19 protein-coding genes are annotated in these 26,173 nt (G+C 61.4%); 5 read left to right on the top strand and 14 right to left on the bottom strand.

What is annotated here, in order from left to right:
* Positions 1–54 precede the first annotated feature (54 nt).
* The 4 genes from AEYBE204_RS22400 to AEYBE204_RS22385 form a co-directional block, all read right to left on the bottom strand.
* The gene (locus AEYBE204_RS22400; protein ID WP_023460607.1) at positions 55–1,179 is read right to left on the bottom strand and encodes an HPP family protein; all 1,125 of its coding nucleotides are present in this window, start codon (positions 1,177–1,179) and stop codon (positions 55–57) included.
* Positions 1,180–1,213: 34 nt separating this feature from the next.
* Positions 1,214–3,721 (bottom strand): PAS domain-containing sensor histidine kinase, encoded by a 2,508-nt coding sequence (locus tag AEYBE204_RS22395; protein ID WP_023460606.1) that lies wholly within the window; start codon positions 3,719–3,721, stop codon positions 1,214–1,216.
* A 79-nt stretch (positions 3,722–3,800) separates the two neighbouring features.
* Positions 3,801–4,454, bottom strand: coding sequence for an SdpI family protein (locus AEYBE204_RS22390; RefSeq protein WP_023460605.1), 654 nt, complete (start codon positions 4,452–4,454; stop codon positions 3,801–3,803).
* On the bottom strand, positions 4,451–4,750 hold the full coding sequence (locus AEYBE204_RS22385; protein ID WP_023460604.1) for an autorepressor SdpR family transcription factor: 300 nt from the start codon (positions 4,748–4,750) through the stop codon (positions 4,451–4,453). The genes AEYBE204_RS22390 and AEYBE204_RS22385 overlap by 4 nt, the downstream gene beginning before the upstream one ends.
* A gap of 129 nt (positions 4,751–4,879) precedes the next feature.
* Between AEYBE204_RS22385 and AEYBE204_RS22380 the strand changes: the two genes are divergently transcribed.
* Positions 4,880–5,449: a hypothetical protein gene (locus AEYBE204_RS22380; protein WP_023460603.1), complete on the top strand. Its 570-nt coding sequence runs from the start codon at positions 4,880–4,882 to the stop codon at positions 5,447–5,449.
* Positions 5,450–5,627: 178 nt separating this feature from the next.
* Here AEYBE204_RS22380 and AEYBE204_RS22375 read toward each other — a convergent pair whose 3' ends face one another.
* Positions 5,628–6,218 (bottom strand): ActR/PrrA/RegA family redox response regulator transcription factor, encoded by a 591-nt coding sequence (locus AEYBE204_RS22375; protein WP_023460602.1) that lies wholly within the window; start codon positions 6,216–6,218, stop codon positions 5,628–5,630.
* Positions 6,219–6,232: 14 nt separating this feature from the next.
* Positions 6,233–7,669, bottom strand: a complete 1,437-nt coding sequence (locus tag AEYBE204_RS22370) for an ActS/PrrB/RegB family redox-sensitive histidine kinase (protein WP_023460601.1) — start codon at positions 7,667–7,669, stop codon at positions 6,233–6,235.
* A 108-nt stretch (positions 7,670–7,777) separates the two neighbouring features.
* On the opposite strand from AEYBE204_RS22370, the gene AEYBE204_RS22365 reads away from it, so the two are divergent.
* From AEYBE204_RS22365 to AEYBE204_RS22355, 3 genes are all read left to right on the top strand, one after another.
* Positions 7,778–8,374 (top strand): SCO family protein, encoded by a 597-nt coding sequence (locus AEYBE204_RS22365; protein WP_023460600.1) that lies wholly within the window; start codon positions 7,778–7,780, stop codon positions 8,372–8,374.
* A 115-nt stretch (positions 8,375–8,489) separates the two neighbouring features.
* Positions 8,490–9,740: a polyhydroxyalkanoate depolymerase gene (locus tag AEYBE204_RS22360; RefSeq protein WP_023460599.1), complete on the top strand. Its 1,251-nt coding sequence runs from the start codon at positions 8,490–8,492 to the stop codon at positions 9,738–9,740.
* A gap of 103 nt (positions 9,741–9,843) precedes the next feature.
* Positions 9,844–10,563, top strand: a complete 720-nt coding sequence (locus AEYBE204_RS22355) for a M48 family metallopeptidase (protein ID WP_023460598.1) — start codon at positions 9,844–9,846, stop codon at positions 10,561–10,563.
* A 235-nt stretch (positions 10,564–10,798) separates the two neighbouring features.
* Here the strand turns inward: AEYBE204_RS22355 and phoB are convergent, their stop codons facing one another.
* The 8 genes from phoB to pelA all read right to left on the bottom strand — a co-directional run bounded on the left by phoB (position 10,799) and on the right by pelA (position 23,433).
* Complete coding sequence (gene phoB / locus AEYBE204_RS22350; protein WP_031229570.1) at positions 10,799–11,488, bottom strand: phosphate regulon transcriptional regulator PhoB; 690 nt, start codon at positions 11,486–11,488, stop codon at positions 10,799–10,801.
* A 33-nt stretch (positions 11,489–11,521) separates the two neighbouring features.
* Complete coding sequence (phoU, locus tag AEYBE204_RS22345) at positions 11,522–12,208, bottom strand: phosphate signaling complex protein PhoU (protein WP_023460596.1); 687 nt, start codon at positions 12,206–12,208, stop codon at positions 11,522–11,524.
* A 129-nt stretch (positions 12,209–12,337) separates the two neighbouring features.
* Positions 12,338–13,807: a cell wall metabolism sensor histidine kinase WalK gene (locus tag AEYBE204_RS22340; RefSeq protein WP_023460595.1), complete on the bottom strand. Its 1,470-nt coding sequence runs from the start codon at positions 13,805–13,807 to the stop codon at positions 12,338–12,340.
* A gap of 139 nt (positions 13,808–13,946) precedes the next feature.
* On the bottom strand, positions 13,947–14,765 hold the full coding sequence (locus AEYBE204_RS22335; RefSeq protein ID WP_235068033.1) for an IclR family transcriptional regulator: 819 nt from the start codon (positions 14,763–14,765) through the stop codon (positions 13,947–13,949).
* Between the two features lie 119 nt (positions 14,766–14,884).
* The gene (locus AEYBE204_RS22330) at positions 14,885–16,246 is read right to left on the bottom strand and encodes an oligogalacturonate lyase family protein (protein ID WP_023460593.1); all 1,362 of its coding nucleotides are present in this window, start codon (positions 16,244–16,246) and stop codon (positions 14,885–14,887) included.
* Between the two features lie 9 nt (positions 16,247–16,255).
* On the bottom strand, positions 16,256–18,529 hold the full coding sequence (locus tag AEYBE204_RS39805) for a glycoside hydrolase family 88 protein (RefSeq protein ID WP_023460592.1): 2,274 nt from the start codon (positions 18,527–18,529) through the stop codon (positions 16,256–16,258).
* Between the two features lie 133 nt (positions 18,530–18,662).
* Positions 18,663–22,001, bottom strand: coding sequence for a TonB-dependent receptor (locus AEYBE204_RS22325; protein WP_023460591.1), 3,339 nt, complete (start codon positions 21,999–22,001; stop codon positions 18,663–18,665).
* 127 nt (positions 22,002–22,128) lie between these two features.
* A complete protein-coding gene (pelA, locus tag AEYBE204_RS22320) occupies positions 22,129–23,433 on the bottom strand; it encodes a pectate lyase (protein WP_023460590.1) in 1,305 nt (434 codons plus the stop codon).
* Positions 23,434–23,894: 461 nt separating this feature from the next.
* On the opposite strand from pelA, the gene AEYBE204_RS22315 reads away from it, so the two are divergent.
* Positions 23,895–26,171, top strand: a complete 2,277-nt coding sequence (locus tag AEYBE204_RS22315; RefSeq protein ID WP_023460589.1) for a hypothetical protein — start codon at positions 23,895–23,897, stop codon at positions 26,169–26,171.
* Positions 26,172–26,173: the final 2 nt, after the last annotated feature.

Genomic DNA, 26,173 nt, shown 5'->3' with positions numbered 1-26,173 from the left:
ACGAGAACGGGAGATGTATGATCTTAACCCGTCAGCCTTTAATATCTCCCTAAGTCACGCCGCCGGACGGTGATAGACCGCGCGCATCAGGTCGGAGGCGCTGAGGATGCCCGTCAGACGCCGCGTATCGTCGAGAATCAACAGATGGTGCCGCCCCCTGTCGGTGAATAGCGGCGTCAGCGTCGTCATATTGGCCAGATGATCGGCGGTGGTGAAGGCCGTGGTCATGACCTGACCGGCGACTTCGGGCTTGTGCGAATGGGGCGACGGCGTGCGGCGAACCAGACGTTTCAGATTTTCGCTCAAGGTCGCCGGTGTACCGACGGCGTGGCGAAACAGGTCGTCGGGGGTGATAACGCCGAGGACGCGGCGGGCCTTGTCGGTGACCGGCAACAGCTTGAAATCGTGAGTGCGCAGAATCACCAGAACCTCCTCAAGCGATGTGCCGAATTCCACATGCACCGGGTCCGCCGTCATGATGTCTTTGGCCCGTATATGGTGCATATGGCGTTGATAGGCATGGGCTTCCGACAGGATCAGGAGGGTTTCCAGATCGTCGGGCGCAATATCGATGACGCGATCCATCTGCGCCAGCGCCGCCGCGATATCGCCCGGTGCCACGCGCCTGAGAGTATTTGTGTCAGGTTTAGGTACAGGGGCTATGTGCGGGTAGTTGCGCTTCGTCACGCTATTGAAGACGATGCCCGCCGCGACCAGCAGCAGCGAATTGGTAAAGGCCGGGAACAGGGCGAACCACGGATTGTGGGTTTGAGTCAGCACGACCAGCAACGCCATAGCCCCGCCCGGCGGATGCAGACTGCGCGTGGCGAACATGGCGGCGATAGCGAGGCTGACGGCCAGCGACGCGGCGATGACAGGATCGGGCACCAGACTGGCGCAAATCAGACCCACAATGGCCGAAACCGTATTGCCGCCGACGACCGCCCAGGGCTGCGCGAGCGGAGACGCGGGGACAGCGAACACCAGCACCGCCGACGCGCCCAAGGGGGCCACCAGCCAGGGAGACAGACCGATCTGTCTGGACAGCAGCAAGCACGTCAGGGCCGTGATACCGATGCCGATAAATGCCCCCAGCGCGCCGCGCATCCTTTCAAGCCCCGACACCGGCAGGGGCTTAGGCTTAAGCGCGTCGAGCCATTGGAAGAAGGCGTGTGTCATAATGTTGGAGCGACGAAAGCGGGATATCCCGGCCTTATGCCATGCCCAGTATCTTCTTGGCCTGAGCGAAGGTTTCCGCCGTCAGGCCGAGCGCTCTGGCTTCCGGCGGCAGATCTTCCCCCGCCGATTCAGGTTCGGGTTCCGCGACTTCGGCCACAGGTTGATCCGCAACCGGCGTCCTGACCGGCTCCGGGACTTCGTGGCCCACGCCGCTCTGGCGCGGCAGGTGGATCGCGAAGGTCGCCCCCGATTGGGGTTCCGATTCCAGCGTGATCCAGCCTTCGTGCAGTTCGACCAAAGCCTTGACGAGGGCCAGACCCAAACCCGGTCCGCCGCGCTCACGCCCGACGAAGCGATCGAAGATATGGGCCTGTGTATGATAGGGAATTCCGCGCCCGGTATAGCCGATTTCCAGCGTCAGAGTGTCGCCGTCCTTGCGACTGCGGATGGCGACCTGCCCTTCCTGTGCGGCGTTGCGCAGGGCGTAGTCGAGCAGGTGATCGAGCACCTGACCCAGACGGGCCTGATCGGCGCGGACCAGAGCGGTGATATCGAGGCCGGTATAGTCGAAACGGATGCCCTTGGCGCTCAGGGTGTCGGCCTGACGCCCCAGCGCTGCCGCCACGGTGCGCGACAGGTTGAATTCCGACAGCGACATCGACATTTCGCCGGCGTCGATCTGCGCCATGTCGAGCACGTCGTCGATCGAGCGCGCCAGAACCGAGGCGGCGGATTGAATGGCGTTGAGATAGGTGCGGTTACGCGTCTCGGCCGGATCGGCCTCGGCGGCATTGGCCTGACGTTGCAGCAGGTCGGCATAGCCGACGATGGTGGTCAGCGGCGTGCGCAGTTCGTAGGAAACATTGGCGACGAAGTCGCGCTTCAGACGCACCGATTCGGTCAGGGCCAGGTCGCGCTGTTCGATGGCCTGCTCCAGCGCGCGACGGGTCGTGATGTCGCTGAAGGCCACCAGAGTCGCGCCGTCGGGCAGCGGCTGGGTCCGCCATTGCGCCAGACGCCCGTCGGAGGTCTTGACCTCCCCCGTTTGCGGTGCGCGCGCGACCGGATCGGTGTCGGTGACGCGGGCTTTCAGTTCGCTCCAGAAGCCGCGGTCGTGAACCAGCGGAATGCACAGTTCGGCCATCTGGGCGAAGTCGATATTGGCGACCATGTCCTCGTTCGACAGCGACCAGAACTTGTCGAAGGCCGCATTGCGCAGACGCAGGCGACCGTCCGAACCGAACACCGACACGGCGTCGTTGAGCTGATCCAACGTGGCGCGCTGGACCTGAATCAGCGAGTTGAACTGCGCCTTGAGTTTCAGCTCACCCGTCTTGTCCGAGAACAGCAGCAGCAGCCCGCCAAGCGGGTGCGGCTGACGCACGACGCGCAAAGACCGTCCGTTCGGCAGCGACCACATTTCGTCCGGGGCGGCTTCGGTCAGACCGTAGAATTCGAGTTCCTGCGCCTTCCACTGCACGAAGTCCGACGTCTCCGGCAGTTTGCGCTTCTGACGCAGACGCTCCAGCAGTTCGCCGTGCGTCGGACGCTCGGCCAGCCACGCCGGTTCCAGATCCCACAGACTCTCGAACGCGCTGTTGTGGAAGGTCAGGCGCTTTTCCGGGCCGAAGATGGCGACCGCGTCTTCAAGGCGGTCCAGCGTCTCATCGTGGGCCTTGGCGTGGCGCTTGAGCGCTTCGCGGCTTTCCTCGGCTTCGGTGACATCGATGGCGTAGGCGCAGACATAGCCGTCGGCCAGCGGCTCGGCGATGACCTGAAAGGCGCGGCGCTGGCCTTCAATGGTCAGCCAGCGGAAGCCTTCGCGGCGAATATTCTGTTCGCCCGCCTCGTTGACCAGCGCGTCGGTCGAGCGGTCGAGGCCGAGGTGATCGGTCTTCGCCTGTTCGAGGTTTTGCGCCTCGACGGCCTTGAGCCAGGCGTCATTGGCCCAGACAAGCTGCGCATCGCGCACGACCCAGCACGGCGTCGGCAGGCGGTTGGCCATCTGAGCGAACGGCCCCGACGACAGCGAGGTCTTGGCCGAGGCGATGGCCAGACGCACCCAGGCTGTGGCGCCCGACGAGCGGCCTTCGACGACCAGAGTGATGCCCTTGGGCTGGGCGGAAACCAGCCCGCCGGAGGCTTCGGCGAAAACCTCGAAGCGGCAGGATTTCCCTTCGGCGATCAGGGCCTTGAGTGCATCGGCGGCTTCTTTGGAGGTAGCGGCCAGCGCCTCGATGACCAGCGGCGCAGAGCCGGTATCGGCGGCGGCGATGCGCAGGGCTTCCGCGACGGTTTTCAAGGTGTCTTCGCCCCAGACGAGGCGAACCGTATCGCCTTCGATGGCGAGAAAGGCTTCGTCGAAGGCCGAGGTGGCGGCGTCGAGTTCGCCCAGAACCGTATGCTGCACATCGAGGCGATTACGAAAGCCGTCGCTGAGGCGCGACAGTCGGGCGCGCATCCGCCACGCCAGTATGGTGGTCGAAAACGCCAGCGCCGTAGCGCCTGCCGCAGCGGCAAAGGCAAGGGTTGCAACCGTCATGGTGTCGCCTAAAACGAATCAGTTGCCTGCCATAATAGTGCAACTTGATTCAACCGCCCAATAAAATGGCAATCCGGCCTTATACGGTACGGTTTTGACGGGCAAAGACGTAGGAGGCGACGGTCAGGATCAGGGCCGAGCCCAGCGCACCAGCCAGAATGACCGTATGCTGATAGTTCGCCGGCACGAGCCACGCCCCGATCAGCATGACAAGACCCATCAGCATGAATACCGGTCCGGCAAGGCGGTGAGTGCGGTCCCAGACGCGTTCGTCCGAAAGAGTCCACGGCGTCCGTATACCGACGATATAATTGTATCGCGTTTTCGGCAGGAAGTTGCCAAGCACGATGAACAACAGCCCCGGCAGCACTGTCAGCCAGCCTATGGCGATCTCTACGCCAAGCGCCTTGCCGACAATAAACAGGTGCGCCGCCGTTATGACCCCAAGGGTCAACATCCATGCCACCCCATAGACGCGCGCCGACCGTTCGACCTTGCCCTTCTTGGGCTGAAAATAGGGCAGGAGCCACAGAAGCAAGGTCAGCATCACGGCCAGCATCGGTCCTGCCAGCAGCGCGTCATCACGCGACATGAAGCCATCGGCCACGCCGTCAGGGCCGAAATGCGTGGCGATCGGCACATCGGGCAAAACACGGCGCGTCCACAGGCTGAGGCCTCCCAAACCGGCAATGATCAGCAGGCTGAATATCTTGGCGATGGGCCAGGTTTTCATAGGGCTTCCCCTTTGGTTGCGGCAGACGGAACGGTATGTCCGATCTTGAACGCGCTCATCAGCGCCAGAACCGCCTCTTCGAGCACCGACACGTTGAGGCGATAAATGAGCGTTGTTTTCTGACGCGTCACATCGATCAGACCGGCGGCTTTCAGCGTCGATAGATGACCCGAAAGCGTCGGTTTCGAGACCTCGACGCGGTCGGCGATTTCGCCCGCACTCATTTCCCGGTCGCGCAGCATTTCAAGGATCTGCCGTCGGGTCGGATCGCTGAGGGCTTTGTAAACTTCGGACATCTCATTTCCGGGCAGGGTTTAAATTTGCTATTTCGGCAAATACCAAATTAAATATTCCTCGTCAAGCCCTGTGGGTAAAATCGACGCAAGTGGGTTTTGTTAAGAGGCGCGATCCTATAGACTGAGGCCATGTCCGCCATCGCCTATCCCATCGCTCACAACGCGCTCGACATCGTGCTCAACTGGCCGAAAAACGGCCTGAGCGTCGCCGCGCGCGAGCGTGAAGCACATGATCTGAGCGGCAGGCCGGTGACCTTCGTCCGCGAAACGCTGGAGCCGGGGTTCCCGAGCGAAGACGCCGCGCGGGCGCACTATGCCGTCCTGCTGACCGAAGCCTTCGCCACCTTGATTTGCGGCTTCGAGCGCACCGCCAGACCACGCGCCCAGATGACGCCGGTCATGACCGAGGGCAAGCGCTGGCCCGCCATGCCGGTGGGACCCGTGCCGCTGTGGAAGCTGTCGATCGGTTACTGGAAGATCGGCCATGCCCGCGCCAGGCCCAAACCGCCGTCGGTCACGCCGCATTTACAAGCACGCGCCGTGCGCAAGAAGGCACTCGATATCGAGCTGACGCCGGAAGAGGTGCGCGCTCTGGCCCACGCGCCGCTGATGGCCTACCGCCCGCAGAAAGCGCTCGATATCGGCCTGTTCGAGTTCATTCCGCCGGACAATCCCGACATCATCATCCCGGACGAATAAGGCCTCTCCTCCCTACGTAGTGGGGAGGTGGATGGCCGCAGGCCAGACGGAGGGGGCGACTCCGAAGATTTGAACACGCTGAAAAGCTTGGCGTAATCCCCCTCCGTCTCCTCGTTTTAATCGGAGCCACGGCACGGGCCGCCCCGCTCCCCATCGCTACGCGACAGGGAGGAGAGATTTATTTCGGCGCGCGTTTGGCGAGGATACGTTGCAGCGTCCGGCGGTGCATATTTAGGCGACGCGCGGTTTCCGAAACATTGTGGTTGCACAGGGCATAGACGCGCTGAATGTGCTCCCAGCGCACGCGATCGGCCGACATCGGGTTTTCCGGCGGCGCGGGCGTATGATCCTGAAGCGCCAGCAGCGCCTTGACCACATCATCGGCATCGGCGGGCTTCGACAGGTAGTCGATGGCACCCGACTTCACCGCCGCCACCGCCGTGGCGATATTGCCGTACCCTGTCAGCATGATGGCGCGGGCGTCCGGACGCTTCTGATGCAGAACCTCTATGGCTTTCAGACCGTTACCGTCCTCAAGCCGCATATCCATCACGCCAAAGGCGGGGGGGCTGGCCTCGATGGTTTTCAGGGCGTCGGCCACGCTTTCGACCGCCGTCACGTTGAAGCCGCGCGATTCGAGCGCGCGCGCCAGACGCTGACGAAAGGGCGCGTCGTCGTCGAGCAGGATCAGGCTGCGGTCGGTCAGGGCCGCCACATGGGCTTCGATGTCGGACGCTTTCAGGGTGGCCGGTTGCTCTTGGTCGTTCATCTCTAAATCCTTACTCAATTAGCTTTGCTCAGCGGGGCGATATCATCCCCCCTCACATCGGTCGTCGGTACGATATCGATCAGGTCGCGCCGCCAGAAGGCGCGCACAAAAGCGCCGCCGGTGTCGGCATTGCCGTAGGTCACCGCCGCACCCGTATGTTCCAGCAACGTCTTGGCGATGAAAAAGCCCAGTCCCATGCCGCCATGCGTCGAGGTTTCAGGGCGCGAATCGAAACCGCGCGTCGAGATATAGGGGTCGCCGATGCGCGACAGGATTTCTGTCGAAAAGCCGGGACCGTCGTCCTGAATGCGCAAACTGACGTGGCGGGCGCGGATATCGACCGATATCCACACCGCCGTTCGGGCGAAATCGATAGCGTTTTCGACAAAGGCCGACAGGGCGTGCAGCCATTCCGGCCGTCGCTTGATGCTGATGCGATCGCCCGCGTCATCTTGGGCCCCGTCGAGCGTGATGGCGATATGGATCGCCTTGCCTTCGTGGCGGAACGGCTGGGCAACCTCTTCGAGAAAGGCGCGCAAGGGAATCTGGTCGTGGACCTGATCGCGGGTTTCGGGGCGCTGAGCCAGATTTTTCAGAATTTCGCGGCAACGCTGGCTTTGCGAGACCAGCAGTTCGGCGTCCTCAAAAAGCGCCGTGCCGGGTGTGACCGCGCGCATCATTTCACGCGCCACGACCTGAATCGTCCCCAAAGGCGTCCCCAGCTCGTGCGCCGCCGCCGCCGCCAGTCCGCCGAGCGCCGACAAGCGGTGTTCCTTTTCCAGTACGGCCTGAGTCGCCGACAGGGCCTGGGCCATACGCCGCGATTCCAGCGCCGCATGCCAGGCATAGCCCGACGTAAAGACGATGCCGATCAGGATGGCGGCCAGAAAACCCAACCGGTAGAGCTGCGGCATGACGAAGACCTGACCGTCCGCCCACGGTAGCGGCATCGACCAGACCACCAGCGCACTGGTGGCCAGCAGGGCGACGGCGACCACGCCGAAACCGTAGCGCGTCGGCAGGTTGGCCGCGGCGACGGTTGCCGGGGCGATCAGCATCAGACAGAACGGGTTGTCCAGCCCGCCGGTCAGGCCGAGCAGGACCGCCAACTGCCCGCAATCGAAGCTCAGTTGCAAGGCCGCATCCCAGTCGTCCAGTCGCTTGCGGCGGTCATTGAGCAGCAGCAGCAGATTGAGCCAGACGCTGGCGGCGATGACGGCCACGCAGGGCCACAGGGGGATTTCATACCCGAAGCCCAGCGCCACCACGGCGACCATCAGGCCTTGCCCCAGTATGGCCAGCCAGCGCAGTCCGACCAGGGTGCGCAGACGCAGGCTGTCGCCGTCGAGGTTCAGGGGCGACGGGGCAAACCCCGCCCAGTCGAACGCAGGTCCGCCCTCGCGCGGGGGTGCGGCAAATGATGACAGGAAGGTTTTAATCCGTTGGCGCACGGTGCGGGTTCGCCTATAGAAGCACTTAACGCCGCTATAGGCGCATCGGTACGGTTTCGCCATGCGACATCTGCGCGCGGCGGTTAAGAGGTAAGCTAGATGAACAGAATGCGCCTGACAATCATCGCCTTGCTGGTCGTCGGCTTCGGGGCTCTGGCGGCGATCTACTGGTCGTCGTTGCTGAACAAACCCGTAACGACCACGACGGTCGACAGTTCGGTGCGCATCGGCGGACCGTTCACACTCACCGATCAGTACGGTCAGCCGCAAACCGAGGCCGTTCTGAACGGTAAATGGACGGCGGTTTTCTTCGGCTTCACCTATTGCCCGGACATCTGTCCCCTAACGTTGCAAACGCTCGATCAGGCCAAGAAGAAGCTCGGCAAGGACGGCGACAAGCTGCAATTCGTCTTCATTACCGTCGATCCGGAACGCGATACGCCCGAAATCCTGAAAGCCTATCTCGACAGCGGCGGCTTCCCGAAGGGCGTCATCGGCCTGACGGGTACGCCTGAGCAGATCGCCGCTGCCGCCAAGGCCTACCGCGCCACCTATGACAAGGTCGGCGACGGCCCGGACTATACGATGAACCATACCTCGGTCATCTATCTGATGAACCCGAAAGGCGAATTCGTCAGCCCCCTCACCCACGGCCTGACGCCGGAAAAAAGCGCCGATGTGATACGTCGTGCGATGAAGGAATAAAACCTCACGCACTTTTGTTTCGCACTTGCGAAATGAACGGTGAATTTGACTCGTAATATATTCGCAGGACTCTTATGTTAACGTAACCGCTTCGGTTATGTAATTGAGTGCGCCCATGCTGTATCTGCTCCACGAGATGGCCTATTATTCCGCCGCCCCCATGCGCGGCCTTGCGCAGATGACGCGCGACTTCTGGGGCAACAAGGCCAACCCGGCCTCCGAGACACCGTTCGGAAAGAAGATGTTCGCCTCGGCGGAACTGTTCAGCACGGTTACCCGCCGTTACGGCAAGCCCGACTGGCGCATCAACAGCGTCACTATCAACGGCAAGGACGTCCGCGTTCAGGCGATCGAGGACTGGTCGAGCCCCTGGGTCAAGCTGGTCCGTTTCCAGCGCGACGCCACCGACCTGCGCCGCGCCGGTGTGAAAAAGCCCTCGCCCGCCGTGCTGATCGTCGCGCCTTTATCCGGTCACTACGCGACGCTCCTGCGCGGTACGGTGCAGGAGTTCCTGCTCGACCACGACGTCTATGTCACCGACTGGGTCAATGCCCGTCAGGTGCCGGTCCTTGAGGGCCGCTTCGATTTCTACAGCTTCATCGACCACATCCGCGACATGCTCAAGGTGATCGGCGCGCGCACCCACGTCGTCGCCGTCTGTCAGCCGGGGCCGCCGACTCTGGCTGCGGCCTGTCTGATGGCCGAGGACAACGATCCGTGTCGCCCGGCCTCGATGACCTTCATGGGGTCGCCGATCGACGCGCGCTTCAACCCGACCATCACCAACGATCTGGCGCAGGAAAAACCGTTCACCTGGTTCAAGTCCAACATGGTCCACAATGTGCCGCCGCCCTATCCCGGCGTCGGTCGCCGCGTCTATCCGGGCTTCGTTCAACTCTATTCGTTCATGAGCATGAACGAGGAGCGGCACAAAGACGCCCACTGGTCCTATTTCAATTCGCTGGTCTCCGATGACGACGACGGCGTTGAAAAGCATCTGGAATTCTACGACGAATATCTGTCGGTCCTCGACCTGAGCGAGGAGTTCTACCTGCAAACCATCGATCTGGTCTTCCAGAAATTCGCCCTGCCCAAGGGTGAGCTGGTCCATCACGGTCGTCCGGTGAAGCTTGAGGCTGTGACCGACATCGCCCTGATGACGGTCGAGGGCGAAAAGGACGATATTTCCGGCGTCGGTCAGACCCAGGCCGCGCATAAGATGTGTCCGAATATCCCCGACGACATGCGTGAGCTTTATGTACAGGATGGTGCTGGTCACTACGGCGTCTTCAACGGGCGGCGCTTCCGCGAAAGCATCTATCCGAAGATCCGCGACTTCATCGCCCGCACGGAAGACAAACTTTAGAGCATGCTACGAAAAAGTGGGAACCGGTTTTTCGTGCCAAGCATGCGACCACTAAAGAGTCCAGACCACGCTGCGTTTCCTTCTAAACGGAGCATGGTCTAGGGTGTTTGGGTTAAAGACCAAGCCGGGTTACTCTGCCGGTCAGGTGCTCGACGCCGACGGGTTTCAGCTGCGCCTGAAGGTCAATGCCCGCGCCAAACGCATCTCGCTGCGGCTCGACAACAAGACCGGTGAGGCGGTGGTCACCGCGCCGCGTCTGCGCGATCTGGGCCAAGCCGTCGAATTCGCCCTGACACGGCGTGACTGGATACTCGGTCATCTGGAAAAGCGCACCGTCGCGGGGCTGTTTCAGCCCGATATGGACATTCCCTACCTCGGCTCGCAACTACGCCTGAGCCACAGCGGCGACCGGGCCGCGGCGCGCCTGGTCGGCGGGGTGCTGAGCGCCGGGGGCGACGGCGAGGCCTATCACCGACGCATCGAGCGTTTCCTGCGCCAGGCAGCGAAAGACTTCGCCGAAACCCATACCGAACTTTATGCGCAAAAACTTGGGACGGCTGGCGTGACGGTGTCGCTGTTCGACGCCAAGGGGCGTTGGGGGTCGTGTACGCCGGGCCGCAAGGCCATCCGCTATAGCTGGCGGCTGATCATGTCGGACGAGACGGTCTTTTCTTATGTCTGCGCGCACGAGGTGGCGCACCTCAAGCATCCCGACCATAGCGACCGCTTCTGGGCCGAGGTCGAGCATCTGTTCGGGGATTACCGGCCGGCGCGCCAGTGGCTAAAGACCCACGGCACGGCGCTGTTCGGATATGGGATTTAATCCACCTCCCCCGGCGTGCCGGGGGAGGTGGATGCGAGCGCAGCGATGCAGACGGAGGGGGGCTCGCGTAAGATAAACGAGAGATGCGCTTGCCGTGTCTTCCCTAGCCCCCACCACCACATCCGCATCGGCGGTCCGATCGCTCGCTTCGCGATCTCGTGCGGTCCCATCGTTTGGCGAAAGCTATACTTTCGCCTGCACTATACCCCAGTAAACTGGGGAGGTATAAGGGCTATTATCCCTGCATATCGAGCGAATAACCCGCCGAGCGCACGGTACGGATCGGGTCGAATTCGCTGTCATTGTTGATCGCCTTGCGCAGGCGGCCGATATGGACATCGACCGTGCGCGCCTCGACATAGACGTCGTTGCCCCATACGGCATCGAGCAGTTGTTCACGGCTGAACACGCGCTTGGGATGTTGCATCAGGTAGTCGAGCAGCTTGTATTCCGTCGGCCCCAGATGCACGTCGCGGCCCGACCGCTGCACGCGGTGCGACAGTCGGTCGATAACGATCTCACCGAAGGTGACCCGGTCTTCGCTCAGGCCCGGACGGATGCGGCGCAGGACGGCGCGGATGCGCGCGACCAGCTCGACCATCGAAAACGGCTTGACCACATAGTCGTCGGCGCCGGTATCGAGGCCGCGGATACGGTCGGTTTCTTCGGAACGCGCGGTCAGCATGACAATCGGCAGATTTCGCGTCTCGCCCTGGGCGCGCAGGCGACGCGTAACCTCGATGCCGGAGACCTTGGGCATCATCCAGTCACAGACCAGAAGATCGGGCAGACGCTCTTCGATCATCATCAGGGCTTCGTCGCCATCGGCGGCGATCCCTACCTCATAACCCTCTTTTTCGAGGTTGTATTGCAGAAGGGTGGACAGGGCGTCCTCGTCTTCGGCGACAATGATGTAGGGTTTCACGCTCATGGGAAAAAAGCCGCTCCGGCTAAATATTTAGAAAGTTGAACTTTTGGGCCGATCCTCGACGTAGTCTTCGCCGGTGATCTCGTAATGGATGTGTTCGGCCATGTTGGTCGCATGGTCGCCGATGCGCTCAAGGTTCTTGGCCATGAACAGGATGTGGGTGCAGGCCGAAATGGTGCGCGGGTCGCCCATCATATAGGTCAGCAGTTCGCGGAACAGCGCATTATAGTGCTCGTCGACCTCGGTATCCGAAGACCACACAGCCATGGCCATGTCGAGCTTGCCCGACTTATAGGCGTCCAGCACGTCGCGCAGACGAGACGACACCAGCTTGCCCATCCGTTCGATCGAACGGGTCAGCGGCGACATCGGTTCGGCTTCGGCGATGACCATCGAGCGCTTGGCGATGTTCTTGGCCAGATCACCCGTACGCTCCAGCGAGGTGGCGATCTTCATGGCGGCGACCGTCTTGCGCAGGTCGGCGGCCATCGGCTGACGCAGGGCGATCAGGCGGATGCACTTGCGCTCGATGTCTTTTTCAAGCTCATCGAGCTTCTGATCGCGCACGACGACGCTTTGGGCCAGCGCCACGTCGCGACGCGCCACGGCTTCGACGGCGTCGGCGACTTGCGCCTCGGCCAGACCGCCCATCAGGACGACTTCGGCCGACAGCTGGTCGAGTTCTTCACCGTAGGTTTTTACGATATGCGTGTTCATGACAGGGTCCTTGGCCTAAAGCCCATATGTGGATTTTGTGACAAGCTTATTACAGCCCGACGCCTCACCCAAGGTTTTAGCGGCAAAACTGTCATTTTTCCCGTTTGACGGGTTCATATTCAAGCCAGACTAGGCCTTGGGACGGCGCGGCTGCGGGAAGTAGGCGCTGAAGGCCGTGTAGGTGATCAGATTGTCGGACGGGATGGTCACCGTGTCGGGCAGGTCGTAGGCCAGCAGGTCTTTGTCCGTCGTCGATGGCAGGGCGACGGATTCCACGACCAGCCCGCCGCGATGGCGGTTGATGATATGCTTGACGATCGCCAGACCGAGGCCCGTCCCCAGTTTGTCTCCAGACTTCTGACCTTCGACGCGATAGAAACGTTCGGCCAGACGCGGCAGGAATTCGCGCCGGATGCCCGGTCCGTGGTCCTTGACACGGATGACGGTATAGAAGTCGTCGCGCCGGTCGGGGCGCAGCAGGACCAGCTTCGACGCCGACGGATCACGGGCGGCGATCGCCTGTTCCAGTGTGCGGTCGGTCAGGATTTCCAGCTCGATCTGAGAGCCACGCGGGGCGTATTTCAGGGCGTTGTCGCTCAGGTTCTGCACCACCTGCAATATCTGATCACGATCAGCAATCAGAGGGTGGCTGCCCGGCGCGGGGCCGGTGAAGGTCAGGCTGACACCCTTTTCCTGCGCCAGAATGCTCAGGCTGTCCATCACGTCGCGCGCCGCCAGAGACAGGTCGGCCTCGCCCGACGGCGGGACGTGTTCGTTCATCTCGATACGGCTGAGCGACAAAAGGTCGTGGATCAGCCGGCCCATACGGTCGGCCTGCGCCGCCATGATATTGAGGAACTTGTCGCGCGCCTTGATGTCGTCCTTGGCGTGGCCGCGCAGGGTCTCGATAAAGCCGGTCAGCGAGGCCAGTGGCGTGCGCAGTTCGTGGCTGGCGTTGGCGAGGAAGTCGGCCCGCATACGTTCGATACGGCGGATATCGGTCTCGTCGCGCAGAACCAGCAGGCTGAGGCGACGCGCACCCTCGCGCACCGGCAAGGGCGAGGTCCAGGCGCGCCAGAACTTGTCCTGCGCACCAGAGGTCTCAAACACCGTATCGCGTCGGATACCGCCGAACAGGGCTTCGTCCACGGCTTCCAGCACTTCGGGATTGCGCAGGGACGAGACCAGAAGGCCGTTTTCGCCGGTGATGTGGAATTCTTCGCGCGCCGCCGTATTGGCGAAGATGATCCAGCGACCGGCGATGTCGTTGGGCTCGACCCCCGATACGATCATGACCGGATCGGGAATGGCGCGCAGGACTTCCTGAAAGCTGGGGCCTTCGGGTTGCACGCGCACCGGCTCCGTGGCGACGGGTGCCGGTTTGGCGTCGCGCTTGGCCCGTTCGATGTCGCGGTTCATGGCAAAGGCGCAGGTGGCCAGTACGGCCAGCGCCACCCAGATCAGCCAGGGGGCCTGCGGCGCGACGATAGCCAGCACGATCAGCACAATGATGCCCGTGGCGACACTTAAGGGAAAATAGCCTCTGATTTTTCTGGGTTTGTGGGCCATGCCGCCGTCGATATAATCCGAATGAGGCAAGTATAGAACGCTGGCGTGCGTTAATATCCTGTTATCCATACGCTTGGGCACCCTGTATTTTGCTACAAAGCCCTAAGCAGATTTCACGACAAGGTTGTGACAGGACGATAAGAAAGAGATACGGACAGACCGGTCTGTTTTAGTCCTTATAGCCCAATTCACGGCTGATCTGGAGCGTGACGTCCTTCACATAGCCTTTCAGGGTTTCGATCCGGCTGTCGTCCATATATTGCGCGGCGCTGGAAATCGAAACGGCGGCCACGATACGGCCCGATACGTCGCGGATCGGCGCGGCGACGCAGCGAATCCGGTCTTCGTTCTCGTCCATATCGAGCGCATAGCCCTCTTGCGCATAATGCTTCATGACCTCAAGCCAGGTCTTCATATCGTAGCGATAGTTCGGGAACTCACGCGTTTCGCGATTATAGACTTCGCGCAGCTTGTCTTCCTCGGCATCGATCAGGAGCGCCTTGCCAAGCCCTGTCGGGCGGATCGCCTGACGCTCACCGATGACGCAGCGGACCTCGATCCGGCGCGTGCCGGGAATCTTATCGATATAGTGAACCTGATGGCCGTCGAGGACGCCCAGATTGACCGTGTCGCCCGTATCGGCGGCCAGACGCACCAGATAGTCGTGCGACACGCGGGTCAGAGTGATCTGCTGCGACGCGGCGTGGCCCAGTTCGAGCAGCATGGTCCCCAGCGCATAGCCCTCCTTTTGCGAGAAGGACAGATAGCCGTAATCGACCAGGGTCGTTGCCAGACGATGAACGGTCGACTTGTTCAATGTCAGGTCCTTGGAAATCTTGGGCAGGGTATTATTGCCGCCTGACACCGATTTCAGCACATCGAGGCCGCGCATCAGGGTCAGGGCGCCGGTCACGCCCTTTTCCTTTTCGCCAAAGTCCTCGACCTCCGCGTCCAGTTCTTTCGGTTCGGCAAGTTTCAGCTTAGGCAAGGTACGCAGCTCCAACCCATGACAGGTATTTCAGGACATACCGATTTTATCGGCATGTCAAAACCATTCGTTTTATCGTGTTCGACTCGAATATAGTGACAATCCACTAAAAAGCAAAATCAGCCTTTCACGGGCGCGACCTCGACCGCATAGACGTGGTTGGCCCCGTGCAGGTTCGAGACATAGACCAGCCACTTGCCATCGGGCGTAAAGCGCAGATTAGGCTCCAGCCGGTAGTCGTGACCCGACATGTCGGCCAGTCGCGTCGCCTTGAACTTTTCGATGGTGATCAGCCCGTCGTCATAGCCCGACAGATCGGCGTCGACGATGGTTTCGCCTTGCAGCAGGGATATCCACTTGCCGTCCGGCGCGTGGGCCACCATGTCGGCGTCGCCCCCGTCACTGGCAAAGGTCACGCCATCGGGCGCGATGTTGAAATGCACCCCCCAGTCGTTCTGCTCCATGCGCTTCCACACGCGCTTGCCGGTGGCCAGTTCGAGGCCCGCGACCCAGAAGACCTGGCCACGCGGGGTTTGCAGATCGTACCAGATCCACTTGCCGTCCTGACTGAAAAATTCGTGGCCGAAGATTTCCATGTTCTGGGTGCGCGTATGGACGCTGGTCAGACCCGTACCATCGGATTTGATCAGCTTGATGCGATCGACCCGATGCCACGGTCCTTCCATGCAGAAGCGGATCAGGGTCGGGTCAGTCGGGGAAAACTGCGCATGGCCGATCCAGTCCTCGGTCTTGTACAGCACCTTGCGGTCGGCGGTTTTGATATTGATGGTGAACAGTTCCGCCGGGACGCGCTGCGACCAGCGCTCCCACATGCGCACGCCCTTGGCGCGGGCGAAGTTCAGCGGCTTGCCGTCGGGCCCTAAAGCCGCATATTCGGCCTGACCGAACTTCTCGACGCTGGCAGCGTCCTTGGGCTGGAGCGGCTTGGCACCATAGGCGACCTGACCCAGCAGCAGGGTATCGTCGGCATTGGACGAGGTGATGCGCCCGCTATTGATGCGGCCCAGCTTGCGGATTTTCTTGGTGTCGACGTGGATGGCGTAGATGGTTTTAGGCCGGTCCTCGGCCTCGCCTTCGCCGGGATCGGTCACCGCATAGACGACTTCACGCGTCGTGCGCATCACGAACAGCAGGTCGTTTTCCTTGCCCTTGATCAGGGTCGAGACGCTCCAGTCCTTCAGTCGCACGGCCTGAATGCCCGATGGGGCCTTGATGACCATGATATCGCCTTCCGGCGTATAGGCCTGACGATAGAAGTAGAGCACGCCCGACGCATCCTCGGTCGAGACGCGGATAATGCGATGGCCGGTTTTGGCGTCGATCCACTCCTTGGGTGCCTGACCTGCGGGTTTGGCCGCCGGTTGCGGCGCGGTTTGGGCATTGGCTTGGCTCTGCATCAGCAGGGGCAAAAGGGACGAGGCCCCGATCAGGCTTTTCAGCGCGGTACGACGGGTGGTCATCGGGAACTCCTACTTTTTAGCCGGATTGAAGTCGGGCTTCTGCTTGGCGACGAACGCGTCCCAGTCGGTGCGTGACTTGAAGTCGAGCCCGCCGTCCCACGCCGAACCCATATAGTAGACGAACGGCTTGCCCGGCGTGACGCGCAGCAGGATCAGATAGTTGTCGGCGTCCTCGGCAAAGCCCTCGACGATGGCCGGATCGGCGAGGATGCTGATCCCGAGGCTGCCGTGTTCGGGATTCGACGGTTCCCAGAACGAGAGGCGACCCGTCTTGGCATCCTTCAACACCACGCCGCTGCCGGCGTCGGTCTTGCGCTTGGAAATGCCGACGGCGACAATCAGCGGCTCTTTCGTATCGGACTGGATCGTCGAGGTCATGCGCGTGAAGTTCGAGCCCAGAGGTAAAGAGAATGTCCGCGTCTCCCATACCTTGCGCGCCACGTCGACCGGCCACGGACGGTAATCGACGGTGAATTTCGCTTCGTCGCCGCCCGTCTTCTCGATTTTATAGGTCGAGAAGTTGCGCGAGGTCCACAGCTTGTTATCGAACCAGATACCCAAACCCCCGGCACCGCGACCGCGACCGACGTCGTAATAGTCGAGGCCTTCGCCGCGATCGGTGTGGTAGTTCGGGAACTTCAACTGGCGGTCCATGAACGGATAACGGACGCGCTTGGCCCAGACATCGATGCCGGACCCCGACGGCGACTCGCGCGCTTCCAGCGCCGGGCCGTAGATGCGGTGGGCGACCTTGTCATTTTCCCACAGCAGGTCGTCGAGGCGGTCCGGCGCGAAACGAGCCACGGCACGCGGTTTTTGCTCGACTTCCGTCGGCGGGGTCAGCTTTTCGATGGCGGCGGGACGTTTCAGCACCGCCGGATCGTAGGCCAGAGCGCGCGTCGAGCGCATTTCGTCTTCGCGGCGGGCCTTTTCTTCTTCACCGACCACGGTTACCGGCGGCGGCGGTGTCGGCGTGGTCGCCATGACCGTATCCGGATGATCGCGGCCCTGCGGCGCTTCGGGCAAAGCCTGCACCTCGTCGTTGAGATCAGCGACTTCCAGACCGGCCAGCACATAGGCACCCGTGGCGTAGGGGCCGGTTTCCTCAACCTTGGTCGGCACCGGGCGATCGCCGGTCTTCTGCGCTGCGCCCAGCATCCCGTTCGGCAGAACCTGTTTGTTCAAAGCCGCCCAGCCGCGCGTCACATACGGCAAATAGGTCTTGCGGTCGAGCAGCCCGTGATTGATGCCCCAGGCCAGACCATAGACGAAGAAGGCCGAGCCGGAGGTTTCGGCTTCGGGGAAAGCCTTCGCATCGTTGAGATCGGCGCGCCACAGGCCGTCGGGCTGCTGAAGCTCGATGATGCGGCTCGACATCTTGCGGAAAATGTCGGTGTAGAAATCGCGGCCTTCAAAATCGGCGGGCATATATTCCAGCGTCCGCGCCAGACCGCCGATGACCCAGCCATTGCCGCGTGCCCAGTAGATCGGCTTGCCGCTGTCGCCCATGCGGGTCTTGAAGCGTTCGTCGCGCAGGAACAGGCGGTCGCTCTCGACCCACAGGCGACCGGCGGTGCGGCGCCATTCCTTGTCCATGGCCCTGATATATTTCGGATCGCCGGTGATCGCCGACATGCGCGCCAGAATCGGCGGGGCCATGTACAGCGCGTCGCACCACCACCAGACGAGGGTCTCCGTCTCTTGCGGGCGATTGAGGTGCGGCACCATGAAGTCGAGGCGCTGCTGAAGCGGCATCAGGGTGCCCTGCTGGCCGCGGCGGCTGTAGAGTTCCTGATAGAGGTCGCCGATGGCCACATCGTCGGCATTGAGCATGGTCCGGTCGGACCGCGCGCCGCGAAGGCTATAGTTATAGTGCTCGGCGACGGCGGTCAGGAAGCGCAGGGTGTTGCGGTTTTCCGAGACGCGGGCTAGACGCGCCGCGCCGACATAGTAGGTCGCGGCCACCCAGTTCGACGACGCTTCGGTGACATTGCTGCCGGTCGCCATTTGCAGCGGGCGGTTGGTCATGTCGGCGATCTGGGCCGAATTGACGTATTCTACGGCGGCCATCACGGCTTCGCGCGACGGCAGGGCATTTGGGTTGAAATCGAGCTTCGGACGCGGCAGAGGCGCCTGCCATGACGCTTCGATACCGGCGACCTTGGGTGCGGCTGCCGTTTGGGCATATACCGGCAAGGGCATCGTCAGCGTACTGATCAGGGTCAGAGAGAGGATGGCGTTGCGGCTGATGGTCGTCAATAGGGCGGCGCGCTTAGACGTCATGAATCTATGTCCCTGATAAAAGCGCCGTCCGTCGCGAGGGAAAGTCGCTCCGGACGGCAAATAGTGGGTAAGTAGTCCGATCCTGAGAGGTGGCAGGACCGGACAAGTCTCCAACAAGGGTACGCTTTACAAATCAGAAGGTCGTGATGATGCCCATGTAATAACGGCGACCGTTATAGACCTGGTCATAGACATAGGGCGTGCTGCCGTCATCGGTGAGCTTGATGTACTCTTCCGGGGCGTAGCGCGTCACGCTGTCATTGAGCAGGTTCTTGCCTTCGACGAAGAACTGCACGTAACGATTGACCTTGTACGAGGCGCGGGCGTCAAGCAGTTGAGCGCCCGTCTTGAAGACCGGATGAACGGTCTTGAAGTAAGCCGTCGTCGAGGTCGTACCGTCGATGCCATATCCGGTCGGGATGCGGTTGCCGCCCAGAGCCGAGGTCTGGCTATAGTAGTCGTCACGCCATTGATAGGCGACACGCGCGTTCAGCTTGCCGTCATCGTACCACAGGTTGACGTTATAGACGTTCTCCGAGAGGCTCTTCGGCGGCAGATATTGCTGCGAGAAGTAGTCATAGTCGCTCGACGACCCCGAAGATTTCGCGAAGGTATAGTTGAAACCACCACCGGTATAACGCAAGGGCCCCGGCAGGAAGGTGAAGGCCGTCCGGGCGGCGAGTTCGACGCCGGTGAATTTCAAGCCGCCGTCACCATCTTCATAGGTCGCAACGGTGTACTGATTGCTTTCCAATTCATAGCCGCTCAGTGTGACTTCTTCGGGCCGACCTGTTTTCACGTCGATCGAATAGGCCGTGATGCTGAACTGGCTGTCCTTGTTCGGATACCATTCGAGCGACAGGTTCGACACAACGGCATCATACCCCTTCAGCTCCGGGTTACCGATGCGGCCCGTACAGCGGTTGATGTAGGAGCCGAGGAAATTTTCATCGGACGAGCTGTCATCCGTCGTCGGATCGCCGTCATCGAACGCGCCCGGATTCTGCGCGAAGAAGGCTTCGAGGGCCTCACGATCCGCCGGATCGACCTTATAGCAGCTGGCCGCCGAAGTTCCGGTCAACTGAGTCAGGCTCGGGCGGGCGCGTTGCTTGGCGATGGAGTAGCGCACGGCCACTTGATCCTCGATCGGCCAGACAGCCAGGTTGAGGCTCGGCAGGATATCTTCCGAGGTACGATTCACGTCACCGACGCGGCGCGACACGAACGTATCGGTAAAAGCATAGCTCTTGACCGTACGGGCGGGCGTCGTACCCACAGCCGGAATGATGGTCGTCGTCGGTATCGCATCACGCTCGTAGAAGATGATCGAGGGTTGGGCCTGAACCTCGATCTTCTGATAACGGACCCCGATATTGCCCAGAACCTCCATCCCGAACAGCTTGGTTTCAAAGTCCGACATGATATAGGCCGACAACGTGCCTTCTTCTGTCGAATAGGTCGGGCGCTCGTACACCTTGCCATCCGAAGCCAGACAGCGATACAGACAGTCAGGATTGTGGCCGCTCAGATTGGCGTACTGGCTGAGCATGCTGTAGAAGGTATCGAAGTTCGGCACCATCCAGCTGTTGAGCAGATCGCCCCGGTCCGCGATACCATTGAAGTACCTGGCGCCGGGAAGGGGCACGACGGCCGCATCGATGATGCCGTTATATTGAGCCCGGGTAATGGTGTGGTTCATGTAAAGTGAGTTCGCGGGCGAAGTGCCCGGCGGAATTTGCGTCGTCCCGAACACGCAGGGTGCCGTTGACGGTGCAGTCGCCGGATCGCACCAGCGCACGACGTCGAGGGCCCGCGCATGGAACAATGTCACGCCGGGCGCGATCTGGAAACCGTCATAGCGCCAGGTCTGGTTATGTTTGTCACGCTTCTGGACGCCGAACTTGATGGTTTTCAGCGGGCCGAAGTCCTCAAACGTGCGCGTGACATCGAGCTGATAGTTCCACTCGCTGTTCTCGTCATAAAACGGCGTATATTCCATCGCCGTGGTCGCGCTCAGGCCGTTGGCGGCCGCGATCGGGTAGTAGGATGTCGGATTGAAAATATCGACACTGGAGGGTGCCTGATAGGTCCACAGGCCGCTTTCCGGAACCATTTTGAAGGTTACTGACGGCAGCTGCGCGAATATCTTGACGGTGTCATCCTGACGATCGTTGGTCGAGGCCGAGTACTGGATACGCCCCTTGGCAATCCAGTTGTTCCACTTGAAGTCAGCCCCGGCCTGCACATAGTGCTGTTCGGTGATGCGGTGCAGGTTACGGACCTGAGAATCCCACACCAGGCTGGCAACGTTAGGCGCCGTGGTGCCGCGCACCATGTCGTACTGAGTCACGAAATGGTTTTCGTTGACCTTTACATTCTGAACGTTGTTGGCGCCCAGCACACCGTTGTTGTTGGTCGTACCCGCCGGCGCGGCGATCTGAAGGTTATAAGCTGTATTCTTGAAATCGCGAAGGTTGGGGTTGTACGACAGGAATACGGTCAGGTTTTCATTGACGCGATAATCGGCGCGAATTTGAAGCGAAGTGATACGATCGTCACGATATTCACGGCTGAAGCGCGGCAGGGAGGGGAAGAAGTCTTCCCACTGAGCATAACAGTTCAGGCGACTGTTGATGCCCTGAACCGTCGACAGAGCGGTACAACCCGCCTTGGTTGTGACAGCGGCAGCCAGCGGGTCGAAGGCCTGGGTAAAGGATTTTTCCGCCGAATTGTCGTAGTCGCCCAGCGGGACGTAGCCCGTCGAGCTGTTCGACACGCGGGCGATGTCGGAGACGTTGACCACCTGATCGTAGGTGAAGTTGAACAGGACACCCAGACGTCCGTCGAAGAACTTGCGCGTAGCGATGATGTTGGCGCGCGGCGACCAGCCACCGTCCAGCGAGCTTTTCTGGTATTGCAGATTGAACTTGTACAGCGGCTTGGCGAAATCGAGACCCGTGCGCTGTTCGATGCGCACAGTGCCGCCGACGCCGCCCGGCGTCATGTCGGCGGTCGCGCCCTTGACCACGTCCACGCTCTTGATCAGGTCAGAGGACATATCGCTCAGCGCCGTTACCGAGCGACCGTCCTGGCCGGTCGACATCATCGACATGCCGTCGACTTCGATACGGATCAGGTCGGGCGACTGACCCCGGATAGCGAAGCCACCCGGTTCGCCCGAATCCGAAACGTCCATAGCCACCCCGGCGATACGCGCGATGGCGTCGCCGATGTTCTTATCCGGAAATTGACCCACGTCGTCGGCGACAATCGAGTCCTGATTGGTGGCCGAGCGCTTCTTGCGCTGGATGGCCGATTGTTCCGAACGACGGGCGCCGACGACGACGACGTCGGTGACTTCATCGCCCTTGGCGGCGACCGGCGCGGTCGTCTGCGCCTGACCGGCGGTAGCGACCGAAATGGCCAGCAGCGACGCCCCGGCCAGATATTTCAAAGATGTTCTGGTGATCATGAGTCCTTACCCCTTTTTGATGACCGCTTGAGCGGCTTATTCCTGTTATGCGTACCAATCGGATGATATCGAGATCATTGCCGGACAAGCTTCATGCCTTCCGACCCTGATACCCCCTTCATCCGGTTTAGTTCTTGGCCGGGTGGGCCGCGGCCCACTTCGTATAGGCCTCGATGGCCTTCTGCGGTGCGGCACCGTACCAGGAGTAGCCGTTGCGGCGCCCCTTGGAGATATTGTTGACGTCGTCCTGAATGGACTTGTCCCAGTCACCGAAGATCGGCTTACCCGTCTTGATGTCGTAGTTGCGCGACCAGGTCGGACCCGCCCCCGGCTTGTCGATCAGCTTGCGGCCTTCGTCCTTGCTAACCTCGGTGAAGGCCTTGTCGTAAATGGCATGCGCCTTGAGCCACGCCACACCGGCGTGGACCGAGGCCTGGATTTCCGGCGACGGATTCGGCTGACGCATCAGAAACAGCAGGATGTCGGTGCTTTCGGCGCTGGCCAGAGAGCGCATTTCGTAGTTGCGCGCCGAGATGGGAGCCAACGTCAGGGCATCGACCTGCTGCGGCCAGACCGTTTTCTTGCCATCGACGACGACCTGAGCGTCGAGGATCGGACGGATGGCCCGCGCGCTGGCAGTCCCGGCCTTCTGACGCAGATCCTTGGCTATAAAGGCGTATTCGGCTTTACCCTCGGCGACGTCTTCAAGGAGCATGGCGGCTTCGGCCACGGCATTGTCGTTGAAGGTAATGCCGTCGTGGAATCCGCCCTCGATGGGATAGTTCTGTGGCCAGCCGCCGTTGGGATACTGCGCCGTCAGGAGGTAGTTGACCCCCTTGACGATGCTGGCGCGATAGACATCGCCGTCCTTGCCCGGCAATTGCTGCTGAACGCGGGCGAGAAAGCGCATTTCGGTCGTGGTCGCGCCGTTGTCCAGCGTCCCGACAAAGGTCCAGAAGCGGTCGTGCGGCGCATCGAAGCTGCCCGTACCCAGTTCCATCGTCTCGGCATTGTTGGCGTAGCGCTGACCGCGCAGGCGCGGCGGCTTGGTGCGGTCCTGATTCTTGCTCCAGCCTCCGGCAGGCGTCTGGAAGCTGACGATGGTGTCGGCGATGGCGCGTGCTTCGGCAGAGCCGTACCAGGCGGCGTCCTTGTTCAACGGCATCTTGCCGCTGCCGGCGACGGGCGGCGGCGGCGGGGCTTCACCGGGCTGAAGCTCTTTGGCCAGTGTCTCGCGGTCCAGTTTCATCTGCGTGTCGGAGCGCTTGATATAGTCAGCCCACGCGGCACGGTCCTTCATCGGCAGCACCGACAGGCGTTCGATCGTCACCGACGGCGCGGGTTCGTTGGTGCCGATCACCGCACTGAAACCCGAGGCTGGCAGGGTAAAGGCCAGGATGGCAACTGCCAGTCCCAGATGATGCCGTTCCATTATCGTCCCTATTTTTTATATCGTTATTTCAAAAATGATATTGCTCTATAACGCCCTTGTAAACAGAAATGCTCGATTTTGACGCATTTTTTAAAATAGTTTTCATATGTGAATGTGTGCGTCGCATCAATTTCGGTGAGGAGAAAAATTGTTGTAAATGTCTCACAATCTTTCAGTTTTGCGCATCGACTTTGCGGTCACGGCTTGCCAGTATGGCGGCGAAATCGCGTTTACCTCATAATGACGCAGCGGTAATTCGGCATTTTTACCACGTGAACAGCGTCAGGTTTTGGGATCGCTAACACAAAGCGGTTTTATGTCATGGCGGAAATGCCCGCCGAAACCGTACCTGTGTCGAATATAGATACGACTTTTACAAATACGACATCGCTGTCAATCGATGCTCAGGAAACGCGCGACGCCCATCCAAGCCGGCTCGCTCTTGCTCAGGAGACTGAATAATGTCCCTTACCCCCTCCCTGTCCCGACGTCGGCTGCTGACGACCTCTGTCGCCCTTACCGCGGTAGCGGTGGCGAGCCCGCTCAAGGCCGCGCAAGCGCCGATCGACCGCAAGGCGCTGGTCACGCGGCACAATCCGACCCTGACCGTCGTCGATCCGTCGGCACCGCTGATGCTGGGTAACGGCAATATGGGCTTTACCGCCGATATCACGGGCCTCCAGACCTTCACCGAGCCCTATAGCAAGATCGCGCCGCTTTTGACCGAAGCCCAGTGGGCGTGGCACAGCTTCCCCAATCCGAACGGCTACACGGTCGCCGATACGCAGGTCGAGATCGACGTCCGCGGGCAAAAGCGCCGCTACGGCTATATCAAGGACTGGGCCGAGGCCAATACGCGCCCCGCGATCGCCTGGATTCGCGAAAATCCGCATCGTTTTTCGTTAGGGCGCGTGGCGTTCGATTTGAAAGACCGTAACGGCAAACCGGCGACGTTCGCCGATATACGCGACACGCGGCAAACGCTCGACCTGTGGACCGGCGCCCTGACCAGTCAGTTTGTGTTCGACGGCGAAACAGTAAAGGTCGTCACGCGCGTCCTGCCCGATCAGGACACGGTCTATGTCGAGGTCGTCTCAAAGCTGGTCGCCGACGGACGGCTTGCGGTCATCGTCAAATATCCGGGTGTGTCGAAGACGCTCAATCCCGACCCGGCGGATTGGACGAATACCGATAGCCACACCACGACCGAGCGCCTGCGCAAACCGTCCGAGGTGCGGCTGGAGCGTCGTATCGACGCCACGGTCTATTACGCCACGATCTCCGCCGAGGGCGGGCAGGTCGATCCTGCCGGGCCCCATGCGTGGCGGGCGACGGGCAAAGGGCCGGGCCTGGCGGTGATGGCGCATTTTTCACCGAAGCCGGATGTGGAACTGCCGTCCACGGTCGTCGCGGGCGTGCATACCGCCCGACACTGGAAGGACTACTGGACCGAGGGCGGCATGGTCGAGTTCAAGGGCAGCGTCGATCCCCGCGCCAGCGAACTGGAACGCCGGGTCATCCTGTCGCAATATCTGATGGCGGTGAATGCCGCCGGCGATTTCCCGCCGCAGGAGGAAGGCCTGTTCTCGAACAGCTGGAACGGCAAGTCGCACCTTGAGATGCACCCGTGGCATTCGGCGCATTTCGCCCTCTGGGGCCGGCCGCAGCTTCTGGAGCGCAGCCTCGGCTGGTACGTGAACTTCCTGCCAAAGGCCCGCGCCCGCGCCGCGCAACAGGGCGTCAAGGGCGCGTGGTGGCCCAAGATGATCGGCCCGGACGGCGCCGACAGCCCGAGCAAGGTCTCGCCCTTCATCATGTGGCAGCAGCCGCATCCGATCTATATGAGCGAGCTTTTGTGGCGCGCCGGAAAGGACAAGACGGTTCTGTCTCGTTACGGCGAACTGGTCGAGCAGTCGGCGGCGCTTCTGGCCTCGTTCGTGCATTTCGATCAGGCGTCGGGCCGTTACCGTCTGGGGCCGCCGATCATCCCGGTGCAGGAAAACTTCGCGCCCCTGACCACCTTCGATCCGATGTTTGAAGTCGCCTATTTCCGCTGGGGCATCGAAACCGCGCAAATCTGGCGCGAGCGGCGCGGCCTTAAGCGGCGCGCCGACTGGGATGCGGTGCTGGCCAAATGGCCCGCCCTGCCGCAGAAGGACGGGCTCTATCTGCCGGTCGCTTCGGAGCCGGGTTTCTGGGACAAGGCGGCGGGGACGTGCAAGTCCAATGCGCTTGATGAAACCTGTCAGAACCGCGACCACCCGTCGTTCCTGATGCCGCTCGGTTGGCTCCCCGGCAAGGGCGTAGACAAACCCACCATGCGCCGGACGCTCGATCGTATGAAACGCGACTGGGACCTGCGTCAGACCTGGGGCTGGGACTATGCCATGATCGCCATGACCGCCGCGCGGCTTCAGGCCCCGGATGAGGCGGTCAACTGGCTGTTTTTCGACGCCAAAAACAACAAGTACGGCAAGAGCGGCATGACCCCGCGCGTCCATCTCGACGCCCACGCAGCGGCCTTCGTGCCGACCGCGACCGGCGCGGGCGCTCAGGCGGATGCCGGTCCCGACGGTCCCGGTTATCAGCGCGCCGCCGAGACCTATTTCCCGTCGAACGGCTCTTTGCTTCTGGCGGTCGCTCTGATGGCAGGCGGCTGGGACGGCGAAACGCGCCGAGCCCCCGGCTTTCCGAAAGGCTGGACGGTCAAGGTCGAGGGCTTGCTGCCGTCCCTGTAGGG

It is taken from the genome of Asticcacaulis sp. YBE204 (assembly GCF_000495855.1).
Lineage (GTDB): Bacteria > Pseudomonadota > Alphaproteobacteria > Caulobacterales > Caulobacteraceae > Asticcacaulis.
This window is presented reverse-complemented; position numbering and strand designations above follow the sequence as displayed.